Below are 16,298 nucleotides of genomic sequence, written 5' to 3' on the forward strand. Positions count from 1 at the left end.
CCTGCGAAGTTAAAACAATCTTTGCAATACTTTGTAAATTCACAGCTGAATTCGATTTATTCCATATTCAAATTGAATTATATAATTACACACTTTTAAAGTCAACATATTAGACAAGCAATTGGTATAATTTTTCCAATTCAGTATGATTACTTTTTCGATCCTGTACTAAATGTTTACTGTATTTATTTCGCAATTCTGAATTGGTTAACAACTCGGTTACGTCTTTTGCTATAGTAGAAGCATCAAAACTAGTAATGGTAGCATTGCAATCGTGCTCAAATTGATCGTTTACTGTAGAAAAATTAGTAACTACTATTGGCTTTGCCAACAATTTGGCTTCGTCCAACGCAATCGACTTACCTTCAAAAGAAGCTAAATGCACCATAATCGTCGCATTTTTGATATACGGATACGGATTGGGCGTAACTCCAATAAAATGAATGTATTCGGTCAATCCTTTCGACTTTACAATTTGTGGATAGTCAAAGTCCTTGCTGTCTTGTCCCACAAAGTACCATTGAAACTCAAATCCGTTATTCTTTAAAATTTCAGCAACTTCTAAGGCCAAGCGTGTACCTTTACGTTCAGTCAAATGCCCAACAGTAACAATCGAGTGTACTCCCATTTCTTCAATAGGAAATAGGGCTAGTTCATTTATTAGCTCTAAAGAAGATATGTTTTCAAATAATCCAATTTTAGATGATTGTGTGGGGAAATATTGTTTTAAGGCAGCAACACAAGTATCGGAAACTGTAAAAATTTTATCTACTTTAGGATAGTATTTTCGATCCATAGCATAATAATAATCCCATTTGGAATAGTCGTTATGAAAAAAGCTAACTTTTACTTTAGCTTGAACACGGTCAACCAAATAATACAATTGCTGTTGCCCATTAAAATCTACTGCTAAATCATAAGTCTGGGGCAAAGAAACGATACCTTTAGACAACAATCTAGCGCCAATTCCTTTGTTGAAAATCATAACAAGTCCAGCAACAATCCGCAACACCGCACTAAACAAATAACCTTTAGAAATCAAGCTAAATAAATTAGTAGGAAATTTAGAAAAAAACAAAGCCGTTTTGGCATCTTGCAGTACGGTGATGTCTGAGGGCAACAAACTCATAAAAACCCCTTTTGGATTCACAATCAATACCGACACATCATACTTAGTTTTGTCAATAACTGTAAGTAAGGTCGACATACTTTTAGAAACGCCACCACTTTCCAAGTTACTTATGATAAATAGAATTTTCTTTTTCATTTTTAATTTTTTTCTATTAAAGCATCAAATTGTTTTACTGTATTTTCAACACTAAAATCTAACGCGCGATTACGTCCTACTGTTTTATAATGAGTACGCAGTGTCTCGTCATCTATCATTTTCTTGACAGCTTCGTATATAGATTGATCATCGTGATCGCACAACAATCCGTACCGATTTTCATCAATTATTTCTATTGGGCCAGCGGTTTTAGTGGATACTACCGGCACACCCAAAAGCATCGCCTCACAGACAACCAAACCAAAACCTTCAAAACCAGAACTTAGCAAAAGTAAATCTGCATTTTTAATGTAGGGAAACGGATTAGCAACATACCCTAACAATGAAACGCAATCCGACACACCTAAAGCGGTTATTTGTGCTGATAAATCGTTCTTCAATTCACCTTCTCCAATAATTTGAAAATGAACTTGAACATGTTCTTCTTTCAATCGAGCTGCTAGGCGAACCACACGATCCAATTTTTTAGGTAGTGTCAATCGACCAACACAAACAATCGTGAAAAAGGTATTTGTATCGACAGGTTCTTGTGCCATCAATTCAATTTTTTTACGATCAATAGGATTGTAAATTACAGTAGTTGGAGTCGTACAAGTAGGGAAACGCTTTTTGAATGCTCCTTGTGCATCATTAGAAACGCAAACTATACGATCCATTTTATTATAAGCAACCAGCTCTTCGTTATTTCTGAATTGCTCCTTAGTGTAATGAAAATCAAATAAATCGCAATGTACCCAACTTATTTTTTGAGCTGTGGTTTCCATTAAGGCATGTAATTTTAAAGGCATACCTTCTAAAAAACTTACTTCTACATCATACGTTTCAGTTATTTTTTTCTTTAGTATGCGTTTGAACATAAAATGATTCGAAAACCAAGTCGACATGCGATACGCCACTTTATAATACATAGAATAGTTTTCCCACAAGGAAAGTAAAGTAACCTCTTCAGGAACTTCAGGCAGCAAAACGCCTTGACGCACCATCAAACAAAGCGTTACATCATAGCGATTGTAATCTAAATTTCTTAATAAATCAATTAACACGCGTTCCGCACCACCACTATTTAATGGACCATACAAGAATAAAATCTTTTTCTTTAACATTTCCATTTATAAGTAAGGATTTTTTATAAACCTAGCTGGCTCATTGTACGATATTAGTTTTGCCGGAACCCCAGCAACTGTAGCATCGCTTGGAATATCTTTTACAACTACAGAACCGGCACCAATGGTAACATTGTTACCGATGCTAACATTTTCAATTATGCAACAGTTCGGACCAATATAAACATTATCACCAATTCTAGCAGCATTATTATAATTAGAACCAACGGTACAAAAGTGACTCAAATTACAGTTATTTCCAATGACTGCAGAATCGCTTACCACAATATTAATACCGTGACCTAAATACAATCCATAACCGATTTGAGCCGTATAAGGTATTTGTAAGCCATATTTATCGGTATAATAGGAATACATCAATCTAGAAAGTAAAAAGAAAACATTCTTCTTTTTACACATACGCATCCAAAAAGTAAATTTAAAGGAATGATTACCGAAAACTAATTCTTTAAAAATGTTAAAGTAACTAGGTTCTTTGCCATAACGCATCAAATCACTCTTTATATATTCTAAAGCGCTATAATTAGTTTGCATAATTCATACGATTTAAATTATAATACAAGTGAAACAACAAGGGTGATTGTATTTTAAATAAAAACTTTAAAATACAATTTAAAAATGATTGAGGATAATAATCCAATCCATACTTAAAGTACTCCGTTTCAAACATTTCTCGCAACTCGGTACTTTTTGCTGAATACTTTTTGGGCGAATTGGGATGATAGATATTAGCTATTTTTCTCAAAATGGTATTTAGAAGAAAATTTTGAACAATTAATTTATCTTCAACACGTACCACCAATCTCGATAAATTTAGAAACAAAAATTGCAATTGGTCGAAGTTTTTATGCCATTTGTTCGTTGAAGAATTTTGATGATGAATGTAATAATATCCATGATAATCAAGTAAAACCACTTGCTCTACATAGGTAAGGTAATCCAAGTTAAAAACTAAATCCTCCTGATAACTTAGTTCTTCACGAAAAAACAATCCATTAGCTTTAATTACTTCTTTTTCATAAATTCTAGCACAAGGAGAACTCAATGAATAATATTCTAAAATTTTAAGAAAGTCTTTTGGCTCCAATATTTTATTGGGAAATAATTTTAAAAGTTGACTGTAATAAGCATTTTCTGTGTTTTGCCCTGAATTGACATTTGTAAAACCGCAAAGCACCCATTTTTTAGCCCCTATTTTATGATAAAATTGGTCCAAATAATCGGGTTTTATTTTATCATCGCCATCAATAAACATAAGGTAATCACCTTGAGCCAATTCAATTCCTCTATTTCTGGTATAACTAACACCGCTATTAGCATGAGTATAAACGGCTACCCTAGCATCTTTGGCAGCATATTCCGCACAAATTTGTAATGTAGTGTCCGTTGACCCATCATCTAATAAAACCAATTCGAAATCAACAAAGGTTTGTGCTAAAACACTTTCAATACATTGTGCTACATGCTGCTCAATGTTGTAACAAGGGATTATAATTGAAATTTTATTTTTAGTTTGCTCCATCACTACTCGATTGTTTTTTCAATTGTTTCAGAAATAGATTCGATGTTTTTCTTAGAATCTAATAATACCACACAAACTAGTATAGGTATGGAAATAATGATTCCGTACACATAACGATATTCTGCATACACAGGAGAAGCCAAAACGGTTAAATACAAACAAGCCAAAAAGTAAAAAGGTAATAATAAGCGCTTGTTCCCAGTCATTTTAAGCCGTATAAAGGCTAACAAACCAATCCAAATCATAAGACCAATACTTGTCAAAAATGCAAGTATCGGGATATGCAAAACAATATATTTTGGTAACAGTAAAAATACATTTTGCTTTGCAACTTGTTCACTTTTAGGATATGGAGAATTGAAGTAGTAGCCTTGATAATCATAATCATAAATTGTACTAAAAGAATAAGATCCTCCATAGTTTACACTAGGATCAATATAACCGTAACAACCTTCAATAAATGACTCTATGTAGGTTTTAGGATATTTCGTGAATAGCTTAAACCATAAGTTAATATATATCTTAGGGTTCTTTTTAAATGTAGCGTCATTAAAAGTACTTTTTACTAAATCAGAAATATGAGGTTGGTAAAGCAACGCCAAGGAGTCGGTTTCTAAAACTTGTCGAATTGTTTTCTTATCCTCAAGCTCTATTTCATGACCATGATATTTTACCGTTCTAGCTATTTGCTGCAGCGGTATAGAAAGTGCCTCACGCATTGAACCTTTTTTTACACCCAATGCTGGTAATAAAACCGAAGAATAGCTCTGTACCAATGCGACTACTAGAAATACCAACAAGAAATAGGATTTAAAAAATCTTCTATTTATAAATAATAAGATAGGGGTAAATAACAGTACCGCATAAAAACCATTATGACGAAATGTACAAAAAAGCACTAGTAATAATGCCAAAGAAATAAAGAATTTTTTGCTTTGGATAAGCTTTGGTTCGTAACAAATTTTGATAAATTGAATTACTAACAAAAGGCAAATCCCTGAAAACAAGATATCTTTCCAAAGTGTTACACTATAAATTGCATTAACAGGCAATAGTGCATAATACCCAAATAAAAACACCAGTATATATTTATGAACTCTCTTCTGCAATAAAAATGAAATTGAATAAGCAAATATTCCAGACATAATGAACATTTGTAGAAAAGCATATATAGCCATTCCAGTAACTAAAGAACCACCTAAAAGCTTACTCAATTCCAACATAGTGGAGAGAAGTATAACATGCACAAACGGATGATGATTTGTATACTCACCAGTCAAACATTGATTGATTTCAATAATCGTATCATAACCAATAACCCCAGGAAATAGAAGTAAAAAGTATATAAAGTAACAACCAAAAATTGCGAGCCAAATTTTATAAAAGACTTTTTTAGGATTGCTGTAAATGGTAGGCGCTTGCTCACTTTGAATAGCGTGATTATCAAGAAAATCAAATAGCAATAGAATAATAGAGGTAAAAACAACGGTAAATCCAATAATCGACAACAGGAATAAGGCCAGTCCAAGAGTAGACAAATACATGTCTAAATTACCATTAAGCGTAAACGAATGACCTACAAGTGTTACTATTGCAAAAAATAAACTTACTAACCAAATAGAACCTTTAAAAAAAGTGCCTTGTAATAGTAATGCTTTTTTTAAAATACTCCAAATTCCAAAACCTATAAACAACCAAATGATATCGGAACCAATAGTATTTTTTAACCAAGCAGAAATGGAGCCGGTATAAAAAAAGTAACAATATACAGAAAGCAAAGAAATAAAAGTACAGCATATAGCACTCCAATTAGCATTACTTTTTACAAAAGATTCGAACTTATTCATTCAACTTACTTTTTTTATCTACAAAACGATGCTGTACGTTATGCAATTCCATTTCAAAATCATTTAGATTTTTGAACTTGATTACGTCAAGTAATAGCCCTACAAAAAATAATAAGACTGCAAGTAAGGCTAAAAAACTACAAACTATTAAGGTTGGTATTCTTGGTACTAAATGGGTTTCAAAATAGGTAATTGCAATAGGAATAAATAAGGCAATACTAATAACTAAAAGTGCAGCAGCTAGCCAACTAAAAAATTCAAAAGGTTTGTAATTTTTAAACAATCTAGCAATTGTTTTCATAACCTTAAATCCATCAGTATAGGTATTCAACTTGGATTCACTACCTTCTGGTCGGTCCTGGTAGTTAATTACAACATTAGAAATATGCATGTTTTTATCCAATGCATGAACCGTCATTTCTGTTTCAATTTCAAATCCTTTAGAAAGAATTGGAAAACTTTTAACAAACAAAAAACTAAATGCTCGATACCCTGTCATGATATCCTTAATATCACTACCAAACAAAAAGTTAATCATGTTTCGAACCAGCGAATTTCCAAAATTATGAAATGGTCTCTTATTTTCTTGGAAATAAGTAGAAGACAATCGATCTCCTACAATCATATCGCGACCGTTTTCTAAAATCAGATTAGCCATTTCTCGAGCATGCTCTGCTGGATAAGTATCATCACCATCCACCATAATATAACAAAGGGCATCAACTTCTCGAAACATTCTTCGTATTACATTACCTTTTCCTTGCTTGTACTCTTTACGTACAATCGCACCAGCCGCAGCTGCAATTTCGGATGTACCATCAGAAGAATTGTTATCGTATACGTAAATGGTAGCTTCAGGCAATGCAATTTTAAAGTCTTCTACAACTTTTTTAATGGTAATACTCTCATTATATGCGGGTATGAGTACGGCTATTTTATCCATAAATTATTTTTTTAACGTTCTTAATTTTAGTAAATTGATTATGTTTTCTGATGTCAAAACATCTATTTCAAGTTGCCGTTGCACATCGTAAATTCCATTTTCAGCATCTACATAACCCGGATGACACATGATTTCGATACTGCCTTTCGCATTTTGTATGAGGTGCTCTAAAACTGCTTCTGAAACGGCTCCATCGTAAAATTCAGCAGAAAACGAATCCGTATAAAATTGATGGTTCTTGAACAACAAATCATGCTTCAGCCATTTTATGGGATTGCGATACCCATTAGCTACTTTTCGTAAGGGCATTCCATACTTAGTAGCTATTTTTAAAAATACTTCCTTCAACAATTCACTCATGTGTACATGATGGTGACTGTCAAAATGAGTAATGACTACTCCTGCCGCAAGTGCACGTTGGTATTGCGCCTCCAATTCGGCTTCAACTTCTTTTAAATCGACCTGTTTTCTATCACAAATAGATCTAAAAAAAACACCCTGTTCATCAACAATAGTTTTATGAGTAGGCAATAATGGAGCAAATTCAGTCAAATTAAAATGCAAACCAATATTGTCCAATCGATGCTCTTGAATTAATGAAACAGCCTCTTCAAAATAAGGTGTGGTGGTCATCAACGAAGCACTATTCACTACCCCATTTTTATAGCATTCCACAATTCCAAGATTAACGCCATGCGTCAACCCCAAATCATCTGCGTTAAAGTATATTGTACCCATTATCGTGTTATCATTTTACTATACATTTTCTTATTCATTCCAGACAAGTTTCCTACGACTTTAAAATTAGCCTTCAGAATCCCTTTACAACTCGATTGATTATCAGGAAATGCATAAATAATCTTCTTGGTAGCATCGCGCTTACAAATTTTGTGCAATAAATACGGATAAAGTCCTTTGCCTCGGTAGCGCTCATAAGTCTGAAAATCATATAAAACACTAAATTCTTGTGGCAAATTCATCGTTAAATCCAACTCACCTAAATAATGCGTTCCCGAATGATTGTACCAACCGTAACTCGCCACTACGCCTTGAGAATCTTGTAAAACACACAAAATATGGTGTTGTAAAAATCGTTCCTCAAGTACTACTTTATTATATTGAAAAGTGATCGATGCCAAACTAGCAATACTATCAAACTCCGAATACTGCAAGTCGGTAGCAGAACTTGGAGCAAAAGTATCCAAACTGAGCGCATCACATACAAACAAGGTGAGCTTTCGGTTTAGATAAGCAATCTTTCCTTTTATTTTTTGAATTAGTGCAATCACAACGTACCGTATATATTAAAAATTTTATGGGTTGTTCCTCCCAAATCGTATTTGTATTTTTCGTCGCCAACAGTCAAATCAATAGTTTGAATACCAGTTTCGTAGGCCAATTTAACAAAAGCATCCAACAAGACCATGCCCGGAGAGTAAAATTTTAAATTATGATTTAACGCTACTCGATTTATCTCTACAACACTTCCGTTTTTAAGTCCAAAAAAATATGCCCCAATCTCATCGTCTAATTTTAAAATACCTACAACAAAGTCGGTGTCTTTTACTTCTTTCAAATCAAACATGTCCAACTTTTTTCTAAACGGATCGTCTAGCAAATTATACAATTGCGACTTCCAGTGAACCGCTTGATTTTTGGAGGCACTCCGCTCTTTGTAAATGGCTTTTAGCAATTTAAAATCAATAGTATCGGCATCTTGTTGGTTTAAAAATAAAAGTTCGCTGCGTACACCATTTTTGGATATCCGGTTATGTGCAGTTCGCAAATTCTGTCGGGCGTTCTTACTGAGCGACTGATAATGAGCATCATAATTAGTAGAAAGGTCAAGCGCAACACAATCTAAAGATTCCGATTGAAGTGTTCCGAAGAGCTGTAACGCTTCAAACAAGGCAGAACTTTCTTTGATATGCGAAAATGAAAAAGTAGTACAATCTTGATCAGAAACAATTTTCGCAATACAATCTTTTAAAAATGAAGCGGAAACAGCTTTTGCATAAACAAAATCATAATAATCCGACGGACCAAGTAATTGAGCAAATTGTATCGATTTAGTTCCTTTAGTACTTTTAATAAAGAAAAAACCAAGGAGTACTATTGCAGCATCTGAACTGGATTCGCGAACCGTAAAATAAACTATTCGATTCGTTTTCTTAGTTAAAAAAGTAGCGTTTAAAAAACGTCTCACAATTTTATGCCATGCAAGGGTACAAAAATACGAAGGCGGTACAACTTGATCCAATTGCTTCCAAACAGGAGCTATTTGAGTAAAGGAGTGGTAATATTGAATCTCGATTTCTTTCATTTTACAATCAAATAATACAGCTAATTACGTGGCTTTATTTTTAAATTGGGCTATTTTTCCTTTCACAAAATTAGTGAGCATATTGCGTTCTGAAAATTCAATTCCCAACAGAAAAATAAAGACAATACTACTAAAAAAAACAATGCTGCTTTGTGTGATGAATGCAAAAATAGTACTCGACTTACCCATATTGATTCTTACAAAATAAACCACAGCAAAGACTAGCGCCGAAACTACAAAAACTCTGAATAGTGTAACTACAAAAAACTGTTTCACGTCAATGACTTTTCTAACCAAGGCAATTCTAGCAAATAAAGCAATGCAATTAAGTACCATCGAAACATAAAATACAGTTAGCGGATTGGCATTGAATTTCAAAAGCACATACGATATCGGAACATTTAGGATAATCAAGGTACCTTCAATAATTTGAAACCATTTTACATTTCCTGTAGCTTGATTGGCAATAATTAACGGCTCGGAAACCGAATCTATCAAAAGACTAATCAACGATAAGGTTACAAAAAGCACCACATAATCGGGCACGATTGTAAGCCACAATTTCAAGACAAATTCTAAGTTTAAAAGAAGAGGACAAATAATAACAAGCATTAAAAAATACGAAAACTTAGAACTTTTATAGACAATATTATGGAAGTTTGGAATATTACCATTGGCATAATTCATGATAATTTGCGGACGAAAAGCAACTTGTAAATTAATCAAAAAGATACTAACTGCTCCCAAAACCTGCATGGTAATTCCGTAAGCCGCATTAAGTACTGTACCAAAAAAAAGATTCAATAAAATATTAATGCCTTGATTTTTAGCAATAACCGACATACTTCCAAACATAGTCCATCCTGAAAAGGATAATAACTTCTTGAACAACGGTTTATCGTAATAAAAAACATACCTACTCTCTTCAAAGTTCCGATTGCAATACAATTTATAGGCAATACGAATGATTACGGAAACGAGCAAATACAAACCAGCGTAAACAATCAAATGATCATAAACTATAATTGGCAAAAGAAAAACTATGACTAATTTTAAAAATACTTCAAAAATACTCATGTAGGCAAACACGTCCATTTTCTCTTTAGCAATCAATAAAGCATTGTAGGGTACCTGAATAATTCCGACTACAAAAGTAAGAACCGAAAAATGAAATACGACATTGGCAGCGAACAAACGATCCTCTTGGATTACTAATTTCGTATTGAGAAACCACAATCCCAACGTTTCTGCTAAAATCACGAAAAACACAGCCATAAAAAGATGCAATGTCAAACTGGCACTAAACGTGTTTTTTAATTTACCAAAATTATTTTCCCCAATTGCAAACGATAAAAAACGCTGTGTGGCATTGGCCATAGAGGCATTTATAAAACCAAAAGAAGAAACAATACCACCAACAATACTATATACTCCAAAATCAGATACACCCAAAGTTGTTAATACAACTCGTGAAGTGTACAAAGAAACTGCCATAGTAAAAAACATCCTAATGTAGAGGATTAGCGTGTTTTTAGCAATAGTTTTGGAACTTGACATAAATAGGTTTATCTGTTAGAAAAAGTAGTTACATTATTTCGCATCATAAATCACCAAACCATCACCTGAAAAAGCAGTAGAGAGCATAAACTGCACCTTTCTACCAATTACTTCTTCTATTTTGGGAGCAAGCTGAATGATGTATTCCGTATTCAAATCGGCACCAGTAAGTACTACTTCAATTGTGCCACTGTCAATACCTTTTGCATAATCACCTACCAATACAATCTGACGCACACCACCCATACGTTCCAAAATCATATCCACAACAGCATCCAAACCAATGTGTTGGAACACAATTTTTTGCAGCATAGCAAACAACGGATGTTTCTTGTTGGCTTTGTAGTTAATGCGATTTTGCACCGTTTCCTTCTCCAAATACCCAGCTTCCGAAAGATTGTTCAGCTCCTTCCGAATCGCATTAGTCGATTCGTGCATTTCATCTGCTAAACCACGCAAATGCCCATTATTAGCCGCATTGATAAAGAACTTCACCAACAACCGAACACGAGTCTTAGACGTAATTAAAGTTTCAAGCATGAGTAAATTTGATTTCGAGCAACAAAAGTACTCATTATCGTGTAACCTACAATGCTTTATCAAAACTTTTTTTTAACACAGCGTTTCAATTTCAAAAATCAATTGCAAAAATCAATTGCAAAATTCAATTGCAAAATTCAATTGCAAAATTCAATTGCAAAATTCAATTGCAAAATTCAATTTCAATTAATTCGTAATTTATAATTTTTTAATTCTTAATTTTTAATTCTTAATTTTTAATTCTTAATTTTTAATTCTTAATTTTTAATTCTTAATTCACGATTCACGATTCACAATTTACAAGTAAAACCACTTTACTGCGATCATCCGCTACAGGAATATAACTACTATCCTCAAGATTATAAAACTCGACCACCAAAACGGTCAGCAATACACCAGTTGCACGTTCTATAAACGGTACGATTAAATCCAGTTGCGGCGGCACGGTGGCACAACTAAAAAAACATTTGTCACCTTCACCAACAGCATGCGTTTTCAAATTAAAATCAAACTCCAACGAAACGACCGTAAAACTTACAGCATTCGCATCATTAGGAAAGCACAACGAAGAGGTAGGAACATGTAAGCTTGCTCCCGAAACAGTATATTCAATCGCAACAGCAGCATCCGGATTAAAATGATATCCAACCAAGGCAGCCAAACCTTCTGGATTGCTAAAAGCATTGAACAAGGTGCGTTCGCCTCGAAGCGAAACACGATCAAAAGCCAAAAGCTGACGCATTCTTTTAGTCAAAGAATTCACCACCAAAAGATTATTTTTTTTAGGTAAATTAGCACACAAAGCAATTCGTAACGCCTTACATGTGGAGGAAACCCTTCCAAACTCTGAGGCATTTTGCCGACTCAAAGCATACTTAGGCGATTTCTTTAGAGCCTTTGAAGTAAAGCCACTCTTGGTTCTAATGATAATTTGATCGCCTAACTTATACAAAATATAATCATCTATACGTTTAGGAAATGCGCCTTCAACAGTAACTTTTGCCATTGTCAATTATTTTATATAGTACTTTATGTTCAGTTCGTACTTTCTTCGGGTTTGGTTCATATTTGGTTCGTAGTTGTGGTACCCTAAATTAGTACTTATTTCTGTAGAATTTGCAAAAAACACACCTTTTTACGAACAAGTTACGAACCAAATACGAACCAAACCCGAACCAAACCCGAAGAATAGTTGCAAAAAGCAATGGCAAAAGTCAATTGCAAAAGTCAATTTCAAATTTCAAAATTTTTAATTTTTAATTCTTAATTCGTAATTCTTAATTCGTAATTTTTAATTCATAATTCATAATTCCTAATTCATAAGTAAATCAATTAATAAAATAAGTACATTTGTTTTTATATAACCAACCAAAACCAACACAAAAATGAAAAAATTAGTAACATTTTGCCTTGCCTTATTTTCAATCTCTTCTTTTGCACAATGTGTAAAATGCAAATCTTTAGAAGAAGCTCAGAAAAATGTAGCAATAGTAAAATCAATTCAAATCAATCCATACACAGGAGGTGAACTAGCCGAAATTCCGAGTTCCATAGGTGATTTTGTGAATCTAGAAGAATTGTACCTAACCGATTTAGAATTGAGTACGGTTCCAAAAGAAATTGGGAAATTAAAAAACCTGAAAAGTTTGAGTTTAGCAGGAAACAGTTTAAAAGAACTACCTCAAGAACTATTTGAATTGCAGAATTTAGAGGAATTAATTTTGTTTTCAAACGAGTTTTCAAAATCATACAAAGCGACATTAAAAAACGAATTAAAATTAAAACTACCTAAAACCAAATTGATGATTGATTAATCGATGCTTCCTGTAGGAATACTGTTAATCAAATACATCAATAAACGACTTACTATAGAATTCAATCCAAAAAAACAATCGTATGAAATGGTATGCAACCGTAGTTATAATACTGGCTTTTTGTACTACCAATGCTACATTCGGTCAGAAAAAATCAAGTTATGATTATTTAATCGATTGTTTTAAAGAAGCAACTTCCGAAAAGGGAGAACGAACGATTGATGGAATTGGCGAGGTAGAAGAGGTTGCCATAAGTTCGACTAAACTTGAAGAAACAGGATTACTCTACTTTACAATTCCGACCAATAAAAGAAACAAGTCGTTTTCCAAAACAGTACAATCAGTAGCAAATGATTACATAAAGACTTGGAAAAACAATTCCAAAATCATTCGCAATACAAAATTCGAAAACGCAAATGCTACCGTAATCGAATTACGATTACACATTCTGATCGAAGATATTTACATGAACATCATCATTGTAAATGATGGCGAGAAAATCTATCAAATCATGTGCATACGAGATACTGAAGACAATCAAGATTTCAAATCATTACTTGATAAAATACAAGACCAGAGTTGTTTGTAAATCTTGTAATTAGCTTTCGTAGTTGCAATTTCTTATTCGAATTTTGCTTTTCTAACTGATACTTACAAGCCAGTTAATAGTAGATACATGATACCTTATAAAAATAAATTCCTGAAATTACGCGATGCAAGTCGAGCTAACTTAGGATAGCTTTGATTGTACAAGTTTAGGATAAAAATAAGTAAACCAATTTTGAAACATTAAAAACAGTACATTATGAAAGTAAACCAAATTCCTAGAAAGGAGTTTCAGCACAATCTAATTATTTATGGTTCCTTTTTGCTAATTGCTATCATAGGAATATTTTACGGAAATGCAATTAAAGAACATCATGCGTTCTTACGCATTTGGAATTATGAAAACATTCTAGTACTACTTGTAGGAATTCCTTTTTTATTTTTACAATCCAAGGCTCAAATTCCCAATTTTTTAGAACCAAGCATCGCTATCAAACAGCGATTTTTAAAACCCATTTTGATAGGAGCCGTATTTGGCATTTTGGATATCATCGTCATTAAAGTACTCATGCATCCAGAACCTTATACTGAGTTACCACCTTTTCTACAACCCTTTCCCTACTCTATTTTTTTGTTTTTTTCAGGTGCTTTAGAAATAGAGGTATTCTACCGTCTTATTCCTTTAACCCTACTCTTGTTTTTGGGTAAATGGATTGCTAAAGGCAAATATTTCAACCAGTTATCATGGACAGCCATTGTGTTAACTTCACTAAGAGAACCTCTAGAGCAACTTCCTGACGGAGCACTATTGTTTGTAATTTATTCAGTACTCACCGGCTTTTTGATGAACTTTTTACAAGCAATCTATTTCAAAAACGCAGGATTTTTAGCCTCGCTATCGGTGCGGTTAGGGCACTATTTATTTTGGCACATCTTATTAGGCATTTATGTTCAATTCGTCGAGTTATCGTAACCTATTAAATCGCTTACTACAAAATAACCAACTAACTCTTTTATCCTGAAATACGATGATTCAAAGTACTTCGATAAATAAAATTAAGACTACGCTATTTGCAGTATTTCTTGTATTGCAATGTACCGTTGTCGCGTCGCAAAACAACATTGTAAATAAAATGACAAGCAATCATTTAAATGTATCTGGATCTAAAGTAAGTTTAATTCCACCCAAGGGCTTTACTAAAGCACAAAACTTTGGCGGTTTTCAGCAAGAAGAAAATGCTTCCTCCATAATGGTCATAGAATTTCCTAGCCCATTTTCAGAAATTTCGTTAGGAATGAATAAAGAGGGTTTGTTATCTAAAGGTATCGTTCTAAAAAGTTCAGAAGAATATATTTTAAACGGAAAAAAAGCAGTCCTTTTAACAGCCGAACAAAGTGCATATGGACAAACGTTTTCCAAAATAGTGTTTATGTTTGGAACGGAGCAAGAAACGATTATGATAAATGGAGCATTTCCAAAGGACTTAGTAGAACTTGGAAGCGAAATAAAAACAGCCATTTTGACTACTGTCTACGAAGAAAATAAAGAAACTAATCCACTAGAAGCAGTAGATTTTGTAGTAAATACAGAAGGTACAAGTTTGATTTTCGCAAAAAGCATGTCTAAAACTTTACTTTACAATACCGATGGAATGCTTCCTTCAAAATCTAAAAATACTACTAATTTGATAATTGGGAAGGCACTATCCAACGTTGAAGTTAAAGACACCAAACTTTATGCAATAAACCGTTTAAAAAAAATGCCCTTGAATGTTGTAAAAATTGAAAGCACTAATGCCATAAGTATTGATGCTATTTCAGGATATGAAATAACTGCAGTTGCGAAAGACAAGGATACAGGATTAGAAGAAAAAGTATATCAGGTAATGCTTTTTAGTGCTAATTCCTACTACCTATTTATAGGCTCAACAAACAATAACTACGAAAAAAATCTAAACGAAATAAAGAAAATCGTACGAACATTCAAACGTAAATAAAAGAATCAACCCAATGAAACAACTATTTTATATACTGCTGTTTCTAACCTTCCTTTCTTGCGAAAAGAAAACGCAAAACGCGTCGTCTTCAAGCGCAAAAGTGTTCGATACAGTACAAGCTGAAAAAGATGAAAACCAACCCAATTCTGAGAAGAAAATTCCGATTGATTTTAAAAAGAACAGCGACTTACTCGACATTATATTGCTTTTACCTGATAGTGCTTTTACCAGTTGGGATTGGAACTTAAAAGATCGAAAGAAGTGGTATAACGAAATCAAACAATACAATTACTACACCGATGACAACCCTCAGTACTTTAATCAACTCTATTTAGAACGCCATAAAGCAGCGTTTAGAATTGTAGACGGCTATTGGTCTATAAACCTCTATAAAACAACTGATAATTCCTATATTGTAATCACAAATGATAAAGTTGGTGACGGTAATTCGCTGCATTTTTACCAAGTCAATTCTGCTACTCTAAAACAATTTGGTGATGAAAAAACAGTCTTTTCCGACTTCAAAGAACAACTAAAACGAAAAGAAAATACCTCCACTTGCGAAGCGCAATTTGAAGAACTCAACGATCCTATCTTTGAATTTGACTTCACAAAGGATACCAAAGTAGAAATTGAAAGCTCGTGGTATATTCAAAAAGAAAGTTACGAAAACTGCTTCATCGGAAATGCAATTGTGTATAACTTCAACCCAATAACAAAAAAGTTTGACATCGAAAAAACCTACTGGAAACCAAAGAATGAAAACTAAAAACATCATAATCTCTAGTTTTCCATAA

General features: G+C 33.3%; 17 protein-coding genes. 5 read left to right on the forward strand and 12 right to left on the reverse strand.

The features are described 5' to 3' along the window. Positions 1–109: 109 nt before the first annotated feature. The 12 genes from ACZ098_RS02020 to ACZ098_RS02075 form a co-directional block, all read right to left on the reverse strand. Positions 110–1,267, reverse strand: a complete 1,158-nt coding sequence (locus ACZ098_RS02020) for a glycosyltransferase (protein ID WP_487310061.1) — start codon at positions 1,265–1,267, stop codon at positions 110–112. 2 nt (positions 1,268–1,269) lie between these two features. After that, entirely contained in the window at positions 1,270–2,397 is a 1,128-nt protein-coding gene (locus ACZ098_RS02025; RefSeq protein ID WP_487310062.1) for a glycosyltransferase, read from the reverse strand. Next, positions 2,398–2,946: a serine acetyltransferase gene (locus ACZ098_RS02030; protein ID WP_487310063.1), complete on the reverse strand. Its 549-nt coding sequence runs from the start codon at positions 2,944–2,946 to the stop codon at positions 2,398–2,400. It lies immediately after the preceding gene. Continuing rightward, complete coding sequence (locus ACZ098_RS02035; protein ID WP_487310064.1) at positions 2,936–3,934, reverse strand: glycosyltransferase family 2 protein; 999 nt, start codon at positions 3,932–3,934, stop codon at positions 2,936–2,938. Before ACZ098_RS02035 ends, ACZ098_RS02030 begins: the two co-directional genes overlap by 11 nt. A gap of 2 nt (positions 3,935–3,936) precedes the next feature. Further along, a complete protein-coding gene (locus ACZ098_RS02040) occupies positions 3,937–5,781 on the reverse strand; it encodes a DUF6020 family protein (protein WP_487310065.1) in 1,845 nt (614 codons plus the stop codon). Beyond that, positions 5,774–6,724, reverse strand: a complete 951-nt coding sequence (locus ACZ098_RS02045) for a glycosyltransferase family 2 protein (protein WP_487310066.1) — start codon at positions 6,722–6,724, stop codon at positions 5,774–5,776. Before ACZ098_RS02045 ends, ACZ098_RS02040 begins: the two co-directional genes overlap by 8 nt. Positions 6,725–6,727: 3 nt before the next feature. After that, on the reverse strand, positions 6,728–7,462 hold the full coding sequence (locus ACZ098_RS02050; protein WP_487310067.1) for a ChbG/HpnK family deacetylase: 735 nt from the start codon (positions 7,460–7,462) through the stop codon (positions 6,728–6,730). Further along, a complete protein-coding gene (locus ACZ098_RS02055; protein ID WP_487310068.1) occupies positions 7,462–8,013 on the reverse strand; it encodes a hypothetical protein in 552 nt (183 codons plus the stop codon). Before ACZ098_RS02055 ends, ACZ098_RS02050 begins: the two co-directional genes overlap by 1 nt. Further along, complete coding sequence (locus ACZ098_RS02060; protein WP_487310069.1) at positions 8,010–9,047, reverse strand: GNAT family N-acetyltransferase; 1,038 nt, start codon at positions 9,045–9,047, stop codon at positions 8,010–8,012. Before ACZ098_RS02060 ends, ACZ098_RS02055 begins: the two co-directional genes overlap by 4 nt. A gap of 24 nt (positions 9,048–9,071) precedes the next feature. After that, a complete protein-coding gene (locus tag ACZ098_RS02065) occupies positions 9,072–10,604 on the reverse strand; it encodes an MATE family efflux transporter (protein ID WP_487310070.1) in 1,533 nt (510 codons plus the stop codon). Between the two features lie 33 nt (positions 10,605–10,637). Then, on the reverse strand, positions 10,638–11,144 hold the full coding sequence (locus ACZ098_RS02070) for an ArsR family transcriptional regulator (protein WP_487310071.1): 507 nt from the start codon (positions 11,142–11,144) through the stop codon (positions 10,638–10,640). Positions 11,145–11,427: 283 nt separating this feature from the next. Then, positions 11,428–12,150 carry a hypothetical protein gene (locus ACZ098_RS02075; RefSeq protein ID WP_487310072.1) on the reverse strand — a complete coding sequence of 241 codons (723 nt, stop codon included), beginning with the start codon at positions 12,148–12,150 and terminating at the stop codon, positions 11,428–11,430. A gap of 379 nt (positions 12,151–12,529) precedes the next feature. Here ACZ098_RS02075 and ACZ098_RS02080 point away from each other — a divergent pair, with 379 nt between their 5' ends. The 5 genes from ACZ098_RS02080 to ACZ098_RS02100 all read left to right on the forward strand — a co-directional run bounded on the left by ACZ098_RS02080 (position 12,530) and on the right by ACZ098_RS02100 (position 16,270). Next, positions 12,530–12,958, forward strand: coding sequence for a leucine-rich repeat domain-containing protein (locus ACZ098_RS02080; RefSeq protein WP_487310073.1), 429 nt, complete (start codon positions 12,530–12,532; stop codon positions 12,956–12,958). Between the two features lie 82 nt (positions 12,959–13,040). Beyond that, positions 13,041–13,547 carry a hypothetical protein gene (locus ACZ098_RS02085; protein ID WP_487310074.1) on the forward strand — a complete coding sequence of 169 codons (507 nt, stop codon included), beginning with the start codon at positions 13,041–13,043 and terminating at the stop codon, positions 13,545–13,547. A 216-nt stretch (positions 13,548–13,763) separates the two neighbouring features. Further along, complete coding sequence (locus ACZ098_RS02090; RefSeq protein WP_487310075.1) at positions 13,764–14,477, forward strand: hypothetical protein; 714 nt, start codon at positions 13,764–13,766, stop codon at positions 14,475–14,477. A 55-nt stretch (positions 14,478–14,532) separates the two neighbouring features. Further along, positions 14,533–15,501: a hypothetical protein gene (locus ACZ098_RS02095; protein ID WP_487310076.1), complete on the forward strand. Its 969-nt coding sequence runs from the start codon at positions 14,533–14,535 to the stop codon at positions 15,499–15,501. A 13-nt stretch (positions 15,502–15,514) separates the two neighbouring features. Then, entirely contained in the window at positions 15,515–16,270 is a 756-nt protein-coding gene (locus tag ACZ098_RS02100; RefSeq protein ID WP_487310077.1) for a hypothetical protein, read from the forward strand. Positions 16,271–16,298: the final 28 nt, after the last annotated feature.

The organism is Flavobacterium sp. SP2 (assembly GCF_057626655.1).